This window comes from Zhihengliuella alba (genome assembly GCF_039538765.1).
Taxonomy (GTDB): Bacteria; Actinomycetota; Actinomycetes; order Actinomycetales; family Micrococcaceae; genus Zhihengliuella; species Zhihengliuella alba.
Genome location: NZ_BAABCJ010000005.1, coordinates 48,013 through 67,991, shown reverse-complemented (window position 1 = coordinate 67,991; position 19,979 = coordinate 48,013). Strand labels below are relative to the sequence as shown.

Here is a 19,979-nt window from a genome sequence, read left to right as displayed (position 1 = left end):
GGCTGCGTCAGCCGATGACCGAGTCCACCAGAGCCTTCGCCTCGGCCTGCACCTGCGCCAGGTGCTCGTCGCCGCGGAACGACTCCGCATAGATCTTGTACACGTCCTCCGTGCCGGACGGCCGGGCGGCGAACCAGGCGTTCTCCGTGGTGACCTTCAGCCCGCCGATGGCCGCCCCGTTGCCCGGCGCCTCCGTGAGCTTGGCGGTGATCCCCTCGCCGGCCAGCTCCGTCGCGGTCACGTCCGCGGCCGAGAGCTTCGCCAGCGACGCCTTCTGCTCGCGCGTCGCCGGCGCGTCGATCCGCGCGTACGACGGCGACCCGAACTCCGCGGCGAGACCGCGGTAGTGGTCGCTCGGCGAGGAGCCCGTGACGGCCTGGATCTCGGAGGCGAGCAGGCAGAGCAGGATCCCGTCCTTGTCCGTGCTCCAGGGGCTGCCGTCGAACCGGACGAACGAGGCCCCCGCGGACTCCTCGCCGCCGAAGACCCCCGTGCCGTCCAGCAGTCCGGGCACGAACCACTTGAACCCCACGGGCACCTCCACCAGCTCGCGGCCCAGGGACGCGGCCACGCGGTCGATCATCGACGAGCTCACGAGCGTCTTGCCGACGCCCGCGCTCTGCGGCCAGTCCGGGCGGTTCCGGTACAGGTAGTCGATCGCCACGGACAGGAAGTGGTTCGGGTTCATCAGCCCGGCGTCCGGGGTGACGATCCCGTGGCGGTCCGCGTCGGCGTCGTTCCCGGTGGCGATGTCGAAGCCCGCCCCCTCCTCGACGCGGGCGATGAGCGAGGCCATGGCGTAGGGGGAGGAGCAGTCCATGCGGATCTTGCCGTCCCAGTCCAGGGACATGAAGGACCAGCGGGGGTCCACCGCGTCGTTCACCACGGTGAGGTCGAGGCCGTGGCGCTCGCCGATGGCCGCCCAGTAGTCCACCGAGGCGCCGCCCATGGGGTCCGCGCCGATCCGGACGCCGGCCGAGCGGATGACGTTCAGGTCGATCACGTTGCCGAGATCGCCCACGTACCGGTCCAGGAAGTCGTAGCCGTCCGTGGTCTCGGCCGACTTCGCCGCCTTCAGGGGGACTCGGTTCACCCCGGCGAGCCCGCCGGAGAGGTACTCGTTGGCGCGCCCGGCGATCCACCCGGTCGCGTCCGAGTCCGCGGGCCCGCCGTGCGGCGGGTTGTACTTGAAGCCGCCGTCCTGCGGCGGGTTGTGGCTCGGCGTGATGACGACGCCGTCGGCATGGTGGGCCGGGTTGGTGCGCCCGCGGTTGTGGGCGAGGATCGCGTGGCTGAGCGCCGGCGTCGGGGTGAACCGGTCCCGGGAGTCGATCAGCACGTGCACGCCGTTGGCGGCGAGGACCTCGAGCGCCGTGTCCTGCGCGGGCCCCGAGAGGGCGTGGGTGTCGCGGCCGAGGAACAGCGGTCCGCCGATGCCCTGGCCGTTGCGGTAGTCCACGATCGCCTGCGTGATGGCGGCGATGTGGTTCTCGTTGAACGATCCGTTCAGGGACGTGCCGCGGTGGCCGCTGGTGCCGAACGCGACCTTCTGTCCCGGGTCGTCCGGATCCGGCGCTGTGTCGAAGTACGCGGCGACGAGGGCGTCGACGTCGATCAGGTCCTGGGGTTGAGCGGTGGTGCCTGCGCGTTCGTGAGCCATGCGCCTACCTTGCCACGCAGGGACGGCGCTCGAGTAGGGCTCCACGGTTAAAGTCGGTCTGCTACGCGCCGCCGGCGGCCGTCGGGGCCACACCGTCGGCGCAGCGCAACGGCGCCGGGCCGATCCCGTAGGACCGGCCCGGCGCCGTCGTGCGGTGCGGCGCGAGTTGCGCCGTGGTGCGACTGCCTACTTCACGCCCACCATGAGCTTCTTGATGCCGGGGGTCGCCGCCATGAGCGCGACGCCCAGGACGATCGAGGTCCCGCCGAGCGCGATGAAGTACTGGATCTCGTTGCCCTCGGTGTAGAAGCCGGCGAGGATGCCCGCGAGGGTGGTGCCCAGGGAGATCGACAGGTAGAACAGGGCCAGCATCTGCGTGGTGAACGCGACCGGCGCCAGCTTGGTGGCCACCGACAGGCCGATGGGGCTCAGGAACAGCTCCGCCCACGTGACCAGGAGCAGGATGCCCACCAGGGCCAGCAGCGGGGTCATCTCGAGGGACTCGAGCGGGATGAACACCAGGTAGGCGAGGCCGATGATCACCAGGGCGATGCCGAACTTCAGCGGCGTGGACGGCTGGCGGTTGCCCAGCTTGGTCCAGAAGGCCGCGAAGACCACGGCGAAGATGATGATGAAGACCGGGTTGATGGACTGGACCCAGCTGGCCGGCATCTCCCAGCCGAGGATGCGACGGTCCAGGCGCTCCTCGGAGTACACGGCGATGAAGGTGAACTGCTGCTGGAACAGCGCGAAGAACGCCGCCGACGCGATGTAGAGCGGGATGAAGGCCGTGACGCGCTTGCGCTCCGTGCCCTCGACCTTCTTGGAGGTCAGCAGGACCACGAAGTAGACGACGGAGGCGATGATGGCGGCCACGGCCATGGTGTTCGCGAGGTTGGAGGGGTTCACCAGGCCGGTGACGAACGCGACCATGACGACGGCCAGGGCCAGCAGCGCGATCAGCGCGAACTTGCGGCGGCTCTCGCGCGGCAGCGGGTTCGCGACATGGTGGGAGGACTCCGGCAGGTTCTTGCGGCCGGAGATGTAGACGGCGAGGCCGAGCGCCATGCCGACCGCCGCGGCGCCGAAGCCCCAGTGGAAGCCGATCCGCGTCTGCAGGAAGCCGGTCAGCAGCGGGCCCACGAGGGCGCCGATGTTCACGCCCATGTAGAAGATCGAGAAGCCGGCGTCGCGGCGCGTGTCCTCACGGGTGTAGAGGGAGCCGACGAGCGACCCGGCGGCGGCCTTGACGCCACCCGAGCCGACGGCGACGAGCACCAGGCCGACGGCCAGACCCACGGCGCCGGGCAGGACGGCGAGGGCGATGTGGCCGGCCATGACGACGATGGCCGAGTAGAACAGGACCCGCTCGGAGCCGAGCAGGCGGTCGGCGATCCACGCCGTGAGGATCGTGCTGAGGTAGACGCCGCCGCCGTAGGCGCCGACGAGGCTCAGGGCCAGGCCCTGATCGAGACCGAGGCCGCCCTCGGTCACGGAGAAGTACATGTAGTAGGCCAGGATGGCCTGCATTCCGTAGAAGGAGAAGCGCTCCCAGAGCTCAACCGAGAACAGGTTGAAGAGCATGCTCGGATGCCCGAAGAACGTCTTCTCCACGCGCTGGTTCGCCTCGCCGGGCGACGGCTGTGTAGTGGTCATTTACCCTATGAAACGCCACACATAAACCATTCGCATACTTTTATGACCCGTGTCACATTGTGAGATGGCTCTATGCCGCAGCTCGCATACTGCCTCGTGGGAAACCGCCCGCAGGGCCGGACCGCGCCCCGACCTGCGGCGTTGCGTCAGGCGAGTTCCCGCTCGATCCGGCCCATCAGGGCCAGCAACTGCGCCTCCGCTCCGGCCCGGCCGATCAGGTGCACGCCCATGGAGAGGCCTTCCGGAGTCGTGATGGTCGGGACGACTCCAGCGGGCAGTTGGGAAACGTTCACCATCGAGGTGTAAGGCGTGTACTGGCACTGCAGTCGGTAGTCCAGATCGCCGTCCGCGTGGCGGGGATCGGGGCCGGTGAAGTAGCCGACCGGTCGCGGCGTCTGCGCCATGGCGGGGGTGAGCACCGCGTCGTACCGCCCCCACTGGCCGCGCAGGTCCCGCGCGATCTCGAGGAGTATGCCCGAGGCTGCACGTTTGCTCTCCTCCGTGCGCTCGAGGGCGCGTCGGCGGAACTGGTAGGTCAGTCCGGTCAGGTCGTGCTCGGCGCCCTCGGCCAGGGGCAGATCGGCGAGCCGCGACGTCCAGACACTGTGGAAGGCCTCGGGGTAGCGCGGGTCGTAGCGCAGCCGGGCCTCCTCGACACCGTGGCCTGCTGCCTCGAGGGCGCGGATGCCCGCCTCGAGGGCGTCCCGCGCCGGTGCCGAGAGCCCGATCGGGTAGACGGACTCGAAGGGGCTGGCCAGGCTGACGCCGATCCGCAGCGGGCGCTCGAGGCCCGGCTCCAGCCCCAGCGCCGCGCGCTCGAACGGCCCGGCGGCGGCCGGCCCGTCGCCGAGGCGGCGCGTCCCGTTCCCCGTGCCGCCCCTCGCGCCGGCGACCCCGCCGACCGCGGTGCCCATGAGGGCGTCCATGAGGGCACCGGCGTCGCCGGCGTCCCGGGCGATCGGGCCGGACACCACCAGGCGCGGGGCGCCGTAGCCGTCCACGTACAGCTCGCCGTCCCGGGCCGCGGCGTCGGGATCGCTCGCCGCGAGGGCCGAGCGGTCCGCCGGGACGGTGTTGAAGCCGGGCTTCAGGCCCACCAGGCCGCACGCCGCGGCCGGGATCCGGACGGACCCGCCGCCGTCGTTCCCGATCACCGCCGGGAGCATCCGGTCCGCGACGGCCGCGGCGCTGCCGCCGCTGGACCCGCCCGCGGAGAGCGCCGGGTCCAGCGGGTTGCGCGCCGGCGGGGCCACCAGGTTCTCCGAGTAGGAGTTCAGGCCGAACTCCGGGATCTGCGTCTTGCCGAGGCTGACGGTGCCCGCGGCGCGCAGCTGGGCGACGACGGGGTGGTCGCCCGCGGCGGTCTGCGGCGCGAGCGCCGCGGTGCCGTAGGTCGTGGGGACGCCGGCGACGTCCCAGAGGTCCTTCCAGGCCGCGGGCACCCCGTGGAGCGGTGCGAGACCCGGCCCCGCCTCGGCTCGCCGGGCGGCGGCCCAGCGCTCGTCCAGGGCGGCCGCCTCCTGCAGGGCGGCGTCCTCGGTGACGCGGGTGAAGGCGCCGATGCGCTGGTTCCGCCCGGCGACCCGGGCCAGGAACGCCGCGGCGGTCTCGCGGGCGGACACGGCCCCGGAGCGCAGCGCCTCCCGCAGCTCGCGCAGGCCGAGTGCGGTGACGCCGTCGGTCCCGGCGGGCGTCGGATCCTCTGTCATCTGGCTCCCCGATCTGTGCCGTGGTGTGCCGGCCAATCGCTCCCCACTATAGGCTGGGGGGCACCGTCGAACCGGTGGAAGCGAACGCTGAGGAGCGCAGAATGAGCGAGTTCGAGACCGTCCAGCCGACCCAGATCCCCGAGGGCGCCAAGGTCCTGGATGTGCGCGAGGACTACGAGTGGGAGGCCGGCCACGCTGCCGGCGCCGTGCACATCCCCATGAACGAGATCCCGGAGCGGCTCGACGAGCTGGACCCGGACGAGGACACCTACGTCATCTGCCGGACCGGCGGACGCTCGGCGCAGGTGGCCCAGTACCTCACGGTGAACGGCTACACCGCCTTCAACGTCGCCGGCGGCTCCGGCGCGTGGCTGGAGGCCGGCCTGCCGCTGAAGAGCGAGACCGGCGAGGACCCCGTCATCCGATGATCTACACCTACCTCGGCCCCGCCGGGACGTTCACCGAGTCCGCACTCCTGCAGGTCCCCGGGGCCGCGGACGCCGAGCGGGTCCCCGCAAGCAGCGTGAACAGCGCCTTGGAGCGGGTCCGCTCCGGTGCGGCCGACGCGGCGATGGTGCCGATCGAGAACTCCGTGGAGGGCGGCGTCTCCGCGACGCTCGACGCGATCGCGACCGGCCACTCCTTGCAGATCGTGGCCGAGGCCCTGGTGCCGATCTCCTTCGACCTGGTGGTCCGCGACGGGATCGACGACCCGTCCCGCATCCGGACGGTCGCCACCCACGGCCACGCGTGGGCGCAGTGCCGCGGGTGGGCCGAGGAGAACATGCCGCAGGCGGAATTCATGCTGTCCTCGTCCACCGCTGCGGGCGCCATGCTCCTGCTGGAGGAGAACGACGTCGACGCCGCCATCTGCTCCCCGCTGGTGGCCGAGCAGAACCCGCTGACGGTCCTCCGCCGCGGGATCGAGGACAACGCGGACGCCGTGACCCGGTTCGTGCTGGTGCGCCGGCCGGGCTCCCTGCCCGCGGCGACCGGTGCGGACAAGACCACCGTGGTCATCCCGCTGCCCGAGGACCACCCGGGAGCGCTCATGGGCATCCTGGAGCAGTTCGCCGCCCGCAGCGTGAACCTCTCCCGGATCGAGTCCCGGCCCACCGGCAAGGGGCTGGGCAACTACTTCTTCTCGGTCGACGCGCACGGCCACGTGGACGAGGCCCGGATGGCCGACGCGCTGGCCGGCCTGCACCGGATCAGCCCGGACCTGCGGTTCCTGGGCTCCTACCCGGCCGCCGGGCTGCCCGGCGAGGAGACGGTGGCCGTGGACCGGCCGTCCGTGGAGCGGCACAACACCGACGCGGCGTTCGCCGCCGCGGCCCGGTGGATCGAGGAGCTGCGCGCCCGCCACGCCTGAGGCGGGGCGGCGCGATTCAGCAGCGGACCTCGAGCGCCTTCGGCAGGACCTCGACGTCCATCTGGACGACCTCGCCGTCGGTGTCGCCGTCCAGCTGCGCGGCGATCGCCTCGTCGCCGCGCAGGGTCACCTTGCGGCCCTGGAAGTAGTGGATGATCGGGTCCTTGCGCTTGGAACGGTTCTTCACCATGCCGCGCATGGCGATCCAGCCCCAGCCGATGATGGAGCGCGGGCTCATGACCACCACATCCAGCAGCCCGTCGTCGATCACGGCGTCCGGCGCCAGGACCAGGCCGCCCTGGAGCTTGCCGCAGTTGGCGACCATCACGGAGCGGGTCTTCACCACGGTCTCCTCGCCGTCGTCGATCCGCATGCGCACGGTCTTGCGGTGCCCGGCCATCTGCCGGAAGCCGGCCTCCGCGTAGGCCACGGCGCCGAGGCGCGCCTTGAGCTCGTCGTCGGTCGCCTCGATCATCTCGGCGTCGAACCCGACGCCGGAGATGACGGCGAAGATCTTCTCCTCGACCGTCCCGTCGGCGCGCGTCAGGCGGACCCGCGCCGAGTCCACCCGGCGCACCGTCCCGAACAGGGCCTGCGCCAGGGCGGCGTCGTCATTGTCCACGTCGATGTCCAGATTGCGGGCCAGCAGGTTGCCGGTGCCCAGCGGGAGGACGGACATCGTCCGATCGTGCCCCGTCATGACCTCGACCACCACGCGGACCGTGCCGTCCCCGCCCGCGGCCACGATCGTGTCGAAGTCGCCCTCGAGGGCCTGCCGCGTCATCTCGTAGCCGGGGTCCTCCGGCGTGGTCTCGAAGAACACGGGCGCGGCGAGGTTGGCCTTGGCGCAGACCTCGGTGATCCGCTGCCTGGCGGCGGCCGCGTTGTTCTTGGACGGGTTCATGACGACGGCGATGCGCTGGGCCCCGCGCGGGGCCTCGGGTTCGTCCGGGGTCTCCTCGATGGTGGAGACGCGCCGGCTGACGGAGCGGGTGTAGAGGAGGGCGCCCACGGCGACGATCACGGCGAGGGCCGCGAGCAGGATGACGAGCGTTTCGAGCGGCATGGGCTCAGCCTATAGGCGGCGCCTCGGAACTGCGCCGATTCGCTAGGCTGTACGCGTGATCGACGTTAAAGAACTCGCAGAGAATCCCGACCTCTTCCGTGCCTCGCAGCGCGCCCGCGGGGCGGACGAGTCCCTGGTGGACCGGATCGTGGCCGCGGACGCGTCCCGGCGGGAGTCGATCGCCGAATTCGAGTCCCTGCGCGCCGAGCAGAAGGCGTTCGGCAAGCGGGTGGCGCAGGCCAAGGGCGAGGAGAAGCAGGCGCTCTTGGCCGAGGTGAAGGACCTCGCGGCGCGGGTCAAGGCCGCGGAGGCCGCCGCGGACGCGGCCCAGGAGGAACTGACCGGGCTCCAGCGGTCCTTCCCCAACCTCATCGCCGACGGCGTCCCGGCCGGCGGCGAGGACGACTTCACGGTCCTCAAGCACGTCGGCGAGCCGCGCGACTTCTCCGCCGACGGCTTCGAGCCGCGCGACCACCTGGAGATCGGCGAGCTGATCGGCGCGATCGACATGGAGCGCGGCGCCAAGGTCTCCGGCTCCCGTTTCTACTTCCTCAAGGGCGTCGGCGCCCGGCTCGAGATCGCCCTGATGAACATGGCGCTCGACCTGGCGCTGGAGAACGGGTTCACGCCCATGATCACCCCCACGCTGGTCCGGCCGGAGACCATGCAGGGCACGGGATTCGACGTCGCGCACGACGACGAGATCTACCGGCTCGAGCGCGACGACCTGTACCTGACCGGCACGTCCGAGGTCGCGCTCGCCGGCTACCACGCGGACGAGATCCTGGACCTCGCCGAGAGCCCCCTGCGCTACGCGGGCTGGTCCTCCTGCTACCGGCGCGAGGCCGGATCGGCCGGCAAGGACACCCGCGGCATCATCCGCGTCCACCAGTTCAACAAACTGGAGATGTTCGTCTACACGTCCGTCGAGAACGCCGAGGCCGAGCATGCCCGCATGCTGGCCTGGGAGGAGCAGATGCTCGCGCGGGTGGAGCTGCCCTACCGCGTGATCGACACGGCCGCCGGCGACCTGGGCATGAGCGCCGCCCGCAAGTTCGACTGCGAGGCCTGGGTTCCCACGCAGGGCAAGTACCGCGAGCTGACCTCCACCTCGAACTGCACCACGTTCCAGGCACGCCGGCTGAACATCCGCGAGCGCCAGGTCGACGCCGACGGCAAGCCCGGGCGCACCCGCGCCGTCGCCACGCTCAACGGCACGTTGGCCACCACCCGCTGGATCGTGGCGATCCTCGAGCAGCACCAGAACGCCGACGGCTCCGTGACGGTCCCCGCGGCCCTGCGCCCGTACCTCGGCGGCCTCGAGGTCCTGCCGGTCCTCTAGGGCCCGTCCGCCGGCACCGATTCCGCCGTCCGGCGGCGAGTCGGCAGGTACTACCCGGCGGCCTGGAGCGCCAGCCACACCTCCGCCCGGCCGGCGAACGTGGAGAGGTCCAGGCTCAGGAGGCGCTCGGCCCGGCCGATGCGCGCCTTCAGCGTGTGCCGGTGGATCCCGAGCCCGCGGGCGGCCGGGTCCCACTGCCCGTTGTGCTCCAGCCAGCTGCGCAGCGCCTCCTCCAGCAGATCGCCGTCCTCGTGGCGGGACAGCGGGGCCAGGAGTCGCCGGGCGACCTCCCGGGCCCGCTGCTCGGGCAGCAGCCCCATCATGCCGTTCTCGGAGACATCGGCGATGGCCGCACTGGGTGCGCCGACCAGCTCCGCGTGGTCCCGCGCCTGCTCGGCCTGCCGCAGGGCGGACGGCAGATCGGCGTAGGCGGCGGGGTCGGAGACGCCTGTGTGGGGAGTGGAGCTGCGGCGCGCGGCCCGCAGGGCCTGGCGCGTCTGCGCCTCGGCTGCCACCAGCACGACGCCGTCCCGATGCGAGGCTCCGAACAGCCGGCCGGGGGCGTCGGCGATCGCATCCTCCAGCCAGCCGTGGAGGCGGTCCGGAGGGGTCTCCGGTGCCCGGAAGTACAGGACCCGGACGGGCTCGGCGGGCAGCGGCGAGCCCATCCGCTGGGCGATGTCGCGCACCAGGGCGAGGTCGCCGGCCAGCAGGGCCGTCATGAGGCCGGTGCGCAGGGCGGCGCGTGAGCGGTTGAGCGCCCGGTTCTGCTCCAGTGCCAGACCCACGAGGGCGATGACGCTGGCCACGACGGACCGGGCCGCCTGGTCCAGGGCCCCGCTTCCCCCGTCGCCGTCCCCGCCCTCGCGCGCCCCGCCGTCGTCTCGGGCGCCCGCCTCCTCGCCCCGACGGGTGCCGCCGGCCGGGTGGCCGCCCCGCTCGGCGCCGATGACCAGCACGCCGCGGAGCTCGCCGCGGCGGCCGATGGTCTGGAACTCGAGGGCGTCGCCGTCGCAGGCCACCGTGGAGCCCGAGCGCTGCCCGCGCCCCAGCAGGCGGGAGACCTCGTCCGCGAGGGGCTCGAGAACGCGGGGGTCCTCCGCCCGCTCCGACCCGGGGCCGACCAGGTGGGTCCGGCGACCGTCCGCGTCGTGGAGGGCCACCCAGCGGTCCAGTTGACGGGCGAGCTCGGCGAGGCTCGCCTCCACGCCGTCGGCCCGGAGCGAGGCGAAGGAGATGGCGCGCTGGGCGCCGAGGGCCCAGCTCTCGCGGGCGTGCCGGTCCGCCGCGACGCTGTCCGCGACACGGCGGATCACGGCCAGGAAGGGGATGCGGTACGGGACCTCGAACAGCGGCAGGTCCGCGGCGCGGCAGGCGGCCACGAGCTCGGCGGGCACGTCCGGGCGCAGGACGCCGGTCCCGAAGCCGAGTCCCACGATCCCGCCGTCCCGCAGCCGCGCCGTGTAGTCCGCGAACCGGGCCGGCGAGGCGTCGCCGGACGGGTCGCTGAACTGGGCGCCGGTGGTGAGGACGGCGTTGCCGGCGCCGAGGAAGGGGGTCGGATCCGCCAGATCGCTTCCCGCGACCCAGGTCAGCGGCGTGTCGAGGCATCCGCCGTCCTCCGGGACGGCGAGGGGGCGGAGTCCCAGGTCGGGATCCGCCAGGAGGCTGCGCAGGGTCGCGGTCACGATGGCTCCGTCCGGGGTCAGGCCATTCTGTAAATAGTCAGTCGTTCATTTCGACACATTGGCAGAGCCGGTGTGTTCCGCACAACTCTACGCTCGTCCCTGTGCCCCGCGCGGTGCGCCCGATCACCGGGTGCCGGCAGGGGCCATGCACAGACCCCCCGGGCCGGGCATCCGCCCGTCCGGGTGCGAACGAGGAAGAGGACAGGCGGCTCCATGAAGATCCTGGTGGGCTACACCCATACCGCGGGCGGAGGCGACGCCGTGCGACTCGGCGTCCGGCTGGCCCGGGCGCTCGACGCGACGCTCGAGCTGGTCATGGTGCTCACGTCGGAGCGGGGCGCCCTGGTCCCCCGCGACGCCGGCTACACGCAACACGTCCGCACCGCCGCCGAGTCGTGGCTCGGCGAGGCGGCGGGCACGGTGCCGGACGACGTCGTGGTCCGCACCCACCTGGAGCACGCCGACTCGGCCGCCGGGGGGCTCCTCGCCGCCAGTCGCCGGCTCGGCACCACGCTGATCGTCGTGGGCGGGCGCGAGCGCACCGGGAGCGTCGCGAACTCCCTCCTGCACGCGTCCCGCGTCCCCGTGGCCGTGGCCCCGTCCGCCGGGATCGACGTCGGCGTCGACGCCGCCGGCGAGGCGCTCACCCGCGTGACGGCCGCCGTCGGACTCCGCCCGGGCGCGGAGGAGGTCATGCGGGCGGCCGCCGCGGCCGCCGCCCGGACCGGCACCGACCTGCGCGTCCTGTCGCTCGTGTCGCTGGACGCCAGGGACCCCCGCGGCCCGGAGGCCGCCGCCGCGGCCGCCGAGCACGCCGAGCGCGTCCGCTCCTCCATCCAGGCGGCCTCGCCGCACGTCGCGGTGGAGGACGTCGCCGTCGCCACCGGCCGCGGCATCGAGGACGCCGTCCGCCGTGCCGAGTGGCAGCCGGGCGACATCGTGGTCGTCGGCTCGTCCCGCCTGGCCTCCCGGGGCCGCATCTTCCTCGGCAGCACGGCCGGCAAGATGCTGCGCGCCCTGCCCGTCCCGCTGGTGATCGTCCCGCGGGAGACCGAACTGACCTTCGACGACGAGGAAACCACAGCATGAGCACCGAAACGCAGCAGGCCGACGCCGCACGGGCGGAGGAGAGCGGCGGCCTGAGCAAGAAGGGCCTGAGCGCGGGATCGGTGGGCCTCATCGGCGCCATCGTCATCGGCATCTCCTGCATCGCCCCGGCCTACACGTTCACGGCCGCGATCGGCCCGACGGCCTCCGCCGTGGGGCTGCAGGTCCCGGCCATCATCCTGGTGGGCTTCATCCCGATGCTGCTCGTCGCGTTCGGCTACCGGGAGCTCAACCGCTCCATGCCGGACAGCGGCACCTCCTTCACGTGGGCGACGCGCGCCTTCGGCCCGTGGATCGGCTGGCTGGGCGGCTGGGGCCTCATCGCCGCGACCATCCTGGTCCTCTCCAACCTCGCCGGCGTGGCCGTGGACTTCCTGTACCTGCTGATCGCCCAGATCACCGGCGACGCCGGCATCGCGGACCTGACCAGCAACCCGGTCATCAACGTCGCGACCTGCCTGGCGTTCATGGCGGCCGCCACCGCCATCTCCTACCGCGACATGCAGACCACGCAGCGGGTCCAGTACCTGCTGGTCGGCTTCCAGATCGCTGTCCTGGTGGTCTTCGCGGTCGCCGCGCTCCAGCACGTCGCGGACGGCAGCGCGTTCGACGCCACGCCGATCGCGTGGGAGTGGTTCAACCCGTTCGCCGTCGAGTCCTTCTCCGCCGTGGCGGCCGGCCTCTCCCTCTCGATCTTCATCTTCTGGGGCTGGGACGTCACCCTGACCATGAACGAGGAGACGAAGGGCTCCGCGTCCACGCCCGGCAAGGCCGCGACCCTGACCGTCCTGATCATCGTGGGCCTGTACCTGCTGCTCTCGGTGGCGCTGATCGCCTTCGCCGGCGTCGGCACCGGCGAGTACGGCCTCGGGAACGAGCAGATCCAGGAGAACGTCTTCTTCCACCTCTCGCACCTGGTCCTGGGACCGTTCGCCTGGCTGGTCTCCCTGGCCGTGCTCTCCAGCTCGGCGGCCTCGCTGCAGTCCACGTTCGTCTCCCCGGCACGCACCCTCCTGGCCATGGGCCACTACGGCGCCATCTCGCCGAAGTTCGCCCGCATCAGCCCCCGGTTCTTCACCCCCGGCTACGCGACGATCGTCTCCGCCGTGGTCGCCTCGGCGTTCTACGCGGTGATGCGCTTCGTTTCGGAGAACGTCCTCTGGGACACCATCACGGCGCTGGGCATGATGATCTGCCTGTACTACGGGATCACCGCCTTCGCGAGCGTCTGGTACTTCCGCCGGACCTTCACGGCCTCCGTGCGGAACTTCGTGTTCCAGCTGCTCTGCCCCGGCATCGGTGGCGTCATCCTCCTGATCCTGTTCTTCACCACGATCATCGACAGCATGGACCCCGCGTACGGTTCGGGCTCCAGCCTCTTCGGCCTCGGCCTGGTGTTCGTGCTCGGCATGGCGGTGCTGGGCATCGGCGTGGTCATCATGGTGGTCCAGTACATCCGCCGGCCGGCCTTCTTCCGCGGCGAGACGCTGACGACGGCGGCCGAGCCGCGCTGATCCGGCCGTGCGCCGACTGCCGGCCGGCGGGGCGGCGTCGAGCGGATGAATCCCCGGTGAAGAGCGGTCCGCGCGCGCCCGCGGAGTGCCGTGGCTCATCGCGCGGGGGGCCGGAAAGTGCTTCACTATGGAGATGATTGAAACACTGGCTACCGGCACCGAAGACCGGAACATGAACGGAAAGAAGATGATCTGCCTCGACGTGGACGGCACCCTGGTCGACCACGAGGGGCACATGAGCGAGGCCGTCCGCGAGGCCGCACGCGCCGTCGTCGAGGCCGGGCACACCGTGGTGGTCTCCACCGGGCGCTCGCTCGGCGCGACGCTGCCGATCGTGGAGCTCCTCGGCATCGAGGAGGGCTACGCGGTCTGCTCCAACGGCGGCGTGACGCTGCGGATCGACACCTCGCTGCCGGACGCGTACGAGGTCATCGACCGCAAGACCTTCGACCCCGCCCCCGCCCTCAAGGCGCTGCGCCAGTCGCTGCCGACGGCGAAGTTCGCGCTGGAGGACGACGAGGGGCAGTTCCTCTCCACTGAGCGGTTCCAGGACGCCAGCTTCGGCGTCGAGGCTAGAGGCGTGGACTTCGAGGACATGATGGAGTCCACGGCCACCCGTCTGGTGGTCTTCTCCACGGACTCCACCGCGGAGGAGTTCGGCAAGGCGGTCCGCAGCATCGGCCTGGACGGCGTCACCTACTCGGTGGGCTGGACCGCGTGGCTGGACATCGCCGCGCAGGGCGTCAGCAAGGCCACCGCGCTCGAGGAGCTGCGGATCATGCTCGACGTCGACCCGAGCGTCACGGTCGCCGCCGGCGACGGCCGCAACGACATCGAGATGCTGGGCTGGGCCGCCCGCGGCGTCGCGATGGGCCAGGCGCCCGACGAGGTCAAGGACGTCGCCGACGAGGTGACGGCCCCGGTCGAGGAGGACGGCCTCGCCGACGTCCTGCGGGACATCCTCACGGAGTCCGTCCGGGCCGCCTGAGCCCGCTCGGACCCGCTGACAGCGCAGGGCCGGTCGATCCCCTCTCCGGGGGCCGGCCGGCCCTGTGCCGTGGTGGACGTGCTGTCGCGGGCGCGCCGTTGCGGACGCGTCGCGTCGGCGCCTCAGTCGCGGTAGCGGGTCCGCACGAAGTGCAGGCCCACCAGCGAGACCACGGCGATGACCAGGTAGTAGTAGCCCGGGGTCTCCAGGACGCCGGTCGCGTCCAGCAGCCACGTGAGGACCAGCGGCGCGATGCCGCCGAACAGGGTGACGCCGACGTTGTAGGAGACCGATAGGCCCGAGCCGCGGATCGCCGCCGGGAAGAGGGCGGAGAGCAGCGCGGGCAGCGGGGCGAAGTAGAACGTCATGACGATCCCGAGGACCACGATCACGGCCACCAGGGTCCCCACGCCCGGGAACGCCACGAGGAACGCGAACAGCGGCCACGCCAGGACGAGCGCGGCCACGGCGGCGACGGTCATCACGCGCCCCGCACCGACCCGATCGGCCAGCGCGCCGACGAATGGCGACCCGACCAGCATCACGATGCCGGCGACGAGCCCGCCCAGGTAGCCGGCCGTGGCCGGGACGTCGAGGTGCTCGATCGCGAACGTCGGCATGTAGAAGATCATGTAGACGGAGATCGTCGCAACGCCGATGACCCCGATGCCGGCCAGCGTGCGGCCGGGGTGCCGCGTCAGCACGGCCCTCAGCGGGGTCTTCTCCCGGACCGTGTTCACGAACTCCTCGGTCTCGCTCATCCGGGCCCGGATGTAGAGCCCCACGGGGCCCACGAGCAGGCCGAAGAAGAACGGGATGCGCCAGCCCCACGCGTACAGGTCCTCCTCCGACATCCACGTGTACAGGGCGTACCCGAACGCGGAGGAGAGCAGCAGCGAGGCACCCTGCGCCGCGATCTGCCAGGAGGCGTAGAACGCCTTGCGGTGCGGCGCCGACTCGATCAGGAACGTCGTGGCGGTGCCGAACTCGCCGCCGGCGGAGAAGCCCTGCACCAGGCGCGAGAGCAGGATCGCGGCCGCGGCCCACACGCCCACCTGGTCGTAGGTGGGCGCCAGCGCCATGATCAGGGTCGCCACCATCATGAGCAGCATGGTCAGCGTCAGGGCGTTGCGGCGGCCCTTGCGGTCCGCGTAGCTGCCCAGGATCATCGCGCCGATCGGGCGGATGAGATAGGACAGGGCGAACGCCGCGAACGTCTGCATCAGCCCGATGACGTGGGCGCCCTCGCCCTCGGAGGGGAAGAAGTTCGCGGCGATGACGACGGCGAATGCGGCGTAGACCGTGAAGTCGAACCATTCGAGGGCAGCGCCGATGGAGCTGCTGATGACGGCCTTCTTGGCGGTCCTGAGCCGCTCGGGCGTGACGTCCAGGGGTGCGGTGGTGGTCATGGCTCCATTCCTCAGGCGCGGTGGGCTTCGATGAGCCGGTCGAAGAAGGACTCGCAGCGGGCGATCTGCTCCAACTCGATGAACTCGTCCGGGGCGTGGGCCTGGGCGATGTCGCCGGGGCCGTAGACCACGGTGGGGATGCCGGCGCGGGAGAAGAGGCCCGCCTCCGTCCCGTAGGTGACCTTGCCGGCGCTCTCGTCGGCGCCCCACTCCACGACGCGGGAGACGATCGCGGCGTCGCCGGGCGTCTCGAGGCCCGGCGCGGTGGAGACGATCGTGAAGTCGGTGCCGGCCGCGCTGTCCTGCTCGCGCATGAGGGCGCCGATCCGCTCGGCCTCGGCGCGGAAGCGTCCGATGAGCTCCTCCTGGTCGACGGCGGCGATCGAGCGGAACTCGAACGTCACCGTGCAGTCGGCCGGGATGGTGTTCACGGCGATGCCGCCGTCGATCCGATTGGCCGTGGTGGTGGTGTACGGGACCAGGTAGCCGTCGTCGAACGGGCCGTCCTGGGCGAACTCGGCGGCGACGGCGTGGACGAACCGCACGAACTCGGCGGCGTGCGCGATCGCGTTGACGCCCTCGGTGGGCAGGGACGAGTGCGCGGCGACGCCGCGGAAGTGCGCCTGCAGCACGTTGACGGACTTGTGCCCGCGGATCATCCGCATGCTCGTCGGCTCCCCGACCACGCAGCCGGTGGGCTCCAGTCCGGCGTCGACGATCGCGTCGACCAGGGAGACGGCGCCGATGCAGCCGACCTCCTCGTCGTAGGAGAGCGCCAGGTGGATCGGCTCCGCGAGCGGCTGGGCGGCCATGGCACCGATCCTCGCGACCGCGACGCCCAGGAAGGACTTCATGTCGGCGCTGCCGCGGGCGTAGAGGCGGCCGTCGCGGACCTCGGGGGCGAACGGGTCGCTGGACCAGTCCTGGCCGTCCACGGGGACGACGTCGGTGTGCGCGGAGACGACCGTGCCGCCCCGCGTCGAGCCATCGGCGGCGGGGAAGGTGGCCAGGAGGTTCGCCTTGGTGCCCTCGGCGTTGCGGACCAGGGTCGGCTCCACGCCGACGGACCTCAGCCGGCCGGCGACGTGGTCGATGAGCGGGAGGTTGGAGTCCCGGCTGGTGGTGTCGAACCGGATCAGCCGCTCGATCTCGGCCAGGCTGTCTGGGGTGTGCTTCACGCTGCGACTCCTTCGGATGGTCACGGGTGCGGATGGACGTGCTGGGCGCAGGCGCACCATTTTGACACGTCTCAATCAGTGGACCCAGAGCGTCCGGATGCCGGACGTAACAACGTGGTCCACGCATCACCCCGCGGCGGCGCGCGGCGTCCCGGCCCCTCCGCGTCCCTCGTCGCGAGTCCCGCCGACGGCTACCCCCGCAGGGCGGGCAGCGGGCAGCGGCTCGCGAGCACGGCGGGCTCGAAGGAGATGACCACGCGGCCGCGGGCGTCGTCGTACACCACGTCCGCCTCGACCTCGTAGACCTCGCGGATCAGCTCGGGCGTGAGCACCTCCCGCGGCGTGCCGCCGGCGACGACCGATCCGCCGTGGAGGACCACCAGGTGATCGCAGAACATCGCGGCGAGGTTGAGGTCGTGCATCGCGACGACCGTGGTCATCGGCAGCCGGGTGACGAGCGTGAGCAGCTCCAGCTGGTGCCGGATGTCCAGGTGGTTGGTCGGTTCGTCGAGCAGGAGCTCGCGCGGCTCCTGCGCCAGCGCGCGGGCGATCTGCGCCCGCTGCCGCTCGCCGCCGGAGAGCGTGTGCCAGAGCCGGTCGGCCTTGTCGCTCAGGCCGGTCTGCTCGAGGGCGCGCAGGACGGCGGCGCGGTCGGCGTCCGGGTCGCCGCCCCACGTGCCGCGGTGGGGGATGCGGCCGAGGCGCACGACGTCCTCGACGAGGATGTCCATGTCGGTCTGCGCGTGCTGGCTGACCACCGCGACCGTGCGCGCGATGGCGCGGCGCGGGATCGCGGAGAGGGGCTCGCCGTCCAGCTCGATCGCACCGGCGGAGGGCCTGGTGACGCCCTGCATGAGGCGCAGGAGGGAGGACTTGCCGGACCCGTTGGGGCCGAGCAGGCCGACGGTCGCCCCGGGTTCGGGGCGGAGGGTGACGCCGTCGACGATCAACGCGCCCTCGCGTTCCCAGCTGACATTCTCGGCGTGCAGGCTCATGCGGTCCTCCGGCGCCGGGCCAGCAGGGCGATGAACACGGGGACGCCGATCAGCGCGGTGCCCACGCCGACCGGCAGCGGGGTGGGGGCGAACGCGACGCGCGAGCCGGCGTCCACCCAGATCATGAAGACGGCGCCCATGACGGCGGTCGCGGGCACGATCCGGGTGTGCCGGGAGCCGAAGAGGAGCCGGGCGGCGTGCGGCAGCACGAGACCGACGAACCCGATGGCGCCGGCGACGCTGACGAGCGTCGCCGTCATCAGCGCCGTGAGGAGCAGCAGGAGCAGGCGGACCCGGCGCACGTTCAGGCCCAGGGAGGAGGCCACCTCGTCACCGAACGCGAACGCGTCGAGCGCGAACGCGTAGCGCAGGCAGATGAGCGTGCCGGCGGCGACGACGGCGAGGCAGAGGCCGACGTCGTTCCAGCGGACGCCCTCCAGCGAGCCGAGCAGCCAGAACATGACGCCGCGGGTCTCGTCCGAGTCGGCGAAGGCGAAGACCACCAGCGAGGTCAGCGCCGAGAACAGCTGAGTGCTGGCGACGCCGGCGAGGACCACGCGATCGTTGCCGCCGCCGGCCATCCGGGACAGGGCGAGCACCAGGGCGAAGGCCACGAGGGCGCCGATGAACGCGCCGCCGGAGAGGCCGAGGGCCGCCCCGCCGAGGCCCAGCACGCCGGTCGCGACGGCGCCCGTCGAGGCGCCGGAGGAGACGCCGAGGACGTAGGGGTCCGCCAGCGGGTTGCGCAGCAGCGACTGCATGATCGCCCCGCACAGGCCCAGGCCGGCGCCGCAGGCCGCGGCGACGAGGGCGCGCGGCAGGCGCTCCTGCCACACGATGGCGTCCTCGGAGACGCGGACGGGGATCTGCGCCTGCGCCACGTGGTTCAGGACCACGTCGCGGACGTTGACGAGCGAGACGTCGGCCGGGCCCAGCGTGATCGCCACGCCGACCGAGAGCACCAGGAGGGTCAGACCACCGAGGGAGAAGACCGAGGCAAGCAGGGCGGTGCGCAGCCGCCGCCGCGTGCGCAGGGCCCGGGCGGCGGCAGCGGCCCCGGCGGAAGAGCCCGCGGCGGTGGCGAGCGCGCCCGCGCCGGCGGGTGCCGCGCTGCCCTGTGCCGCGCGCTCCTGTGCCGCGCCGGGGGCCCCGGCGGCCGCGGTGGTGCCGTCCCCGACGGTCACGACGGTGTCAGCCAGCGTCCTGCTCCTTCCAGAACTCCCCGATCTTCTCCAGACCGTCGACGGAGCGGATGGACGGGTTCATCTCCGCCCCGTGCAGGGCGATGTACCGCTTGTTCTTCACGGCGTCCATGGTGCTGGTCAGTGGGTCCGACTCGAGGAACTCGATCTTCTCCTCGAGCTTGTCGCCCGGGAAGCGCGCCCGCTGCAGGTCGCCGAGGACCAGGACGTCCGGGTTCTTCTCGACGACGGCCTCCCAGCCGGTGGCCGGCCAGTCGTCGGCGGTCCCCGCGAAGACGTTCTCCATCCCGGACATGTCGGCGAGCATGGCCGCCGAGCCGTAGCCGCCGGCCATGTACGGCGTGCGGGTGTCGGCGAACCAGAAGGCGACGGTCGCGCCCTCGGCGTCGACGCCGTCGAGCGCCTCCGCGGTGCGCTCCTCCAGGTCGGCGATCAGCGCGTCGCCGCGGGACGGGACGTCGAACACGGCCGCGAGCTCGCGGATCTCCGTGTACAGCGACTCGATGTCCAGCAGGTGCGTCCGGGTACCGCCGCCGTTGATGGAGACGTCGCCCTCGCAGTCGGTGGGGGACAGGTAGGTCTCGATGCCCGTCTCGGCGAACCGGTCGCGCGTCGCGACGCCGCTCTCGTTGAGGTGGCGTCCGAAGGAGGCCGTGATGAAGTCGGGGTCGGCGCCGAGGGCCACCTCGTAGGTGGGGGCGTTGTCGGCCAGGCGCGGCACGTCCTCGTTGGCGGCCTCCAGCTCCGGCAGGACCGGGTCGGTCCAGGACGCCGTGCCTACCACGCGGTCCTCGAGCCCCAGGGAGAGCAGGATCTCGGTGGAGTTCTGGTCCAGGGACACCACGCGCTCCGGCGGGGCGTCGACCGTGACCTCGGTGCCGCAGTTGTCGAGGGTCAGCGGGTACTCCGTGACGCCCTCGCCGCCGGTCGACGTCGCCGCCGGCTCCTCGGGGACGGGTTCGGATGCCCCGCAGCCGGCCAGGGCGGCGGTCAGGGTCGCCGTCAGCGCGGCGTAGGCGAGAGTGCGGATCCTCATGAGTGCTCCAGGGGCTCGGATTCTGGCCGCGGGACCGTCCGCGCCGAGGACCGAGCT

16 protein-coding genes are annotated in these 19,979 nt (G+C 72.2%); 6 read left to right on the top strand and 10 right to left on the bottom strand.

What is annotated here, in order from left to right; genetic code table 11:
• Nucleotides 1–7 precede the first annotated feature (7 nt).
• The 3 genes from pgm to ABD784_RS09880 all read right to left on the bottom strand — a co-directional run bounded on the left by pgm (nt 8) and on the right by ABD784_RS09880 (nt 5,025).
• Nucleotides 8–1,660: a phosphoglucomutase (alpha-D-glucose-1,6-bisphosphate-dependent) gene (gene pgm, locus ABD784_RS09890; protein ID WP_344883732.1), complete on the bottom strand. Its 1,653-nt coding sequence runs from the start codon at nt 1,658–1,660 to the stop codon at nt 8–10.
• A gap of 186 nt (nt 1,661–1,846) precedes the next feature.
• A complete protein-coding gene (locus ABD784_RS09885) occupies nt 1,847–3,316 on the bottom strand; it encodes a peptide MFS transporter (protein WP_344883730.1) in 1,470 nt (489 codons plus the stop codon).
• A gap of 146 nt (nt 3,317–3,462) precedes the next feature.
• The gene (locus tag ABD784_RS09880; RefSeq protein WP_344883728.1) at nt 3,463–5,025 is read right to left on the bottom strand and encodes an amidase; all 1,563 of its coding nucleotides are present in this window, start codon (nt 5,023–5,025) and stop codon (nt 3,463–3,465) included.
• Between the two features lie 101 nt (nt 5,026–5,126).
• Here ABD784_RS09880 and ABD784_RS09875 point away from each other — a divergent pair, with 101 nt between their 5' ends.
• Nucleotides 5,127–5,453 (top strand): rhodanese-like domain-containing protein, encoded by a 327-nt coding sequence (locus tag ABD784_RS09875; protein WP_344883726.1) that lies wholly within the window; start codon nt 5,127–5,129, stop codon nt 5,451–5,453.
• Nucleotides 5,450–6,397: a prephenate dehydratase gene (gene pheA, locus ABD784_RS09870; protein WP_344883724.1), complete on the top strand. Its 948-nt coding sequence runs from the start codon at nt 5,450–5,452 to the stop codon at nt 6,395–6,397. Before ABD784_RS09875 ends, pheA begins: the two co-directional genes overlap by 4 nt.
• Nucleotides 6,398–6,413: 16 nt before the next feature.
• Here pheA and ABD784_RS09865 read toward each other — a convergent pair whose 3' ends face one another.
• On the bottom strand, nt 6,414–7,463 hold the full coding sequence (locus ABD784_RS09865) for a diacylglycerol/lipid kinase family protein (protein WP_344883721.1): 1,050 nt from the start codon (nt 7,461–7,463) through the stop codon (nt 6,414–6,416).
• Nucleotides 7,464–7,518: 55 nt separating this feature from the next.
• On the opposite strand from ABD784_RS09865, the gene serS reads away from it, so the two are divergent.
• The gene (serS, locus tag ABD784_RS09860; protein WP_344883717.1) at nt 7,519–8,805 is read left to right on the top strand and encodes a serine--tRNA ligase; all 1,287 of its coding nucleotides are present in this window, start codon (nt 7,519–7,521) and stop codon (nt 8,803–8,805) included.
• A gap of 50 nt (nt 8,806–8,855) precedes the next feature.
• On the opposite strand, the gene ABD784_RS09855 is transcribed toward serS, so the two are convergent.
• Nucleotides 8,856–10,493 (bottom strand): PucR family transcriptional regulator, encoded by a 1,638-nt coding sequence (locus tag ABD784_RS09855; RefSeq protein ID WP_344883714.1) that lies wholly within the window; start codon nt 10,491–10,493, stop codon nt 8,856–8,858.
• 213 nt (nt 10,494–10,706) lie between these two features.
• On the opposite strand from ABD784_RS09855, the gene ABD784_RS09850 reads away from it, so the two are divergent.
• The 3 genes from ABD784_RS09850 to ABD784_RS09840 all read left to right on the top strand — a co-directional run bounded on the left by ABD784_RS09850 (nt 10,707) and on the right by ABD784_RS09840 (nt 14,102).
• Entirely contained in the window at nt 10,707–11,582 is an 876-nt protein-coding gene (locus tag ABD784_RS09850) for a universal stress protein (protein ID WP_344883711.1), read from the top strand.
• Nucleotides 11,579–13,114: an APC family permease gene (locus tag ABD784_RS09845; RefSeq protein ID WP_344883708.1), complete on the top strand. Its 1,536-nt coding sequence runs from the start codon at nt 11,579–11,581 to the stop codon at nt 13,112–13,114. Before ABD784_RS09850 ends, ABD784_RS09845 begins: the two co-directional genes overlap by 4 nt.
• 133 nt (nt 13,115–13,247) lie before the next feature.
• Nucleotides 13,248–14,102 (top strand): HAD family hydrolase, encoded by an 855-nt coding sequence (locus ABD784_RS09840; RefSeq protein ID WP_344883705.1) that lies wholly within the window; start codon nt 13,248–13,250, stop codon nt 14,100–14,102.
• A gap of 122 nt (nt 14,103–14,224) precedes the next feature.
• Here the strand turns inward: ABD784_RS09840 and ABD784_RS09835 are convergent, their stop codons facing one another.
• The 5 genes from ABD784_RS09835 to ABD784_RS09815 form a co-directional block, all read right to left on the bottom strand.
• On the bottom strand, nt 14,225–15,511 hold the full coding sequence (locus ABD784_RS09835; RefSeq protein ID WP_344883702.1) for an MFS transporter: 1,287 nt from the start codon (nt 15,509–15,511) through the stop codon (nt 14,225–14,227).
• Nucleotides 15,512–15,522: 11 nt separating this feature from the next.
• Nucleotides 15,523–16,689 carry an acetylornithine deacetylase gene (gene argE / locus ABD784_RS09830; protein ID WP_344883699.1) on the bottom strand — a complete coding sequence of 389 codons (1,167 nt, stop codon included), beginning with the start codon at nt 16,687–16,689 and terminating at the stop codon, nt 15,523–15,525.
• Between the two features lie 191 nt (nt 16,690–16,880).
• Nucleotides 16,881–17,684: an ABC transporter ATP-binding protein gene (locus ABD784_RS09825; RefSeq protein ID WP_344883696.1), complete on the bottom strand. Its 804-nt coding sequence runs from the start codon at nt 17,682–17,684 to the stop codon at nt 16,881–16,883.
• Nucleotides 17,681–18,718 carry a FecCD family ABC transporter permease gene (locus ABD784_RS09820; protein ID WP_344884611.1) on the bottom strand — a complete coding sequence of 346 codons (1,038 nt, stop codon included), beginning with the start codon at nt 18,716–18,718 and terminating at the stop codon, nt 17,681–17,683. The genes ABD784_RS09825 and ABD784_RS09820 overlap by 4 nt, the downstream gene beginning before the upstream one ends.
• Before the next feature lie 157 nt (nt 18,719–18,875).
• Nucleotides 18,876–19,922 (bottom strand): ABC transporter substrate-binding protein, encoded by a 1,047-nt coding sequence (locus ABD784_RS09815; protein WP_344883693.1) that lies wholly within the window; start codon nt 19,920–19,922, stop codon nt 18,876–18,878.
• Nucleotides 19,923–19,979 lie beyond the last annotated feature (57 nt).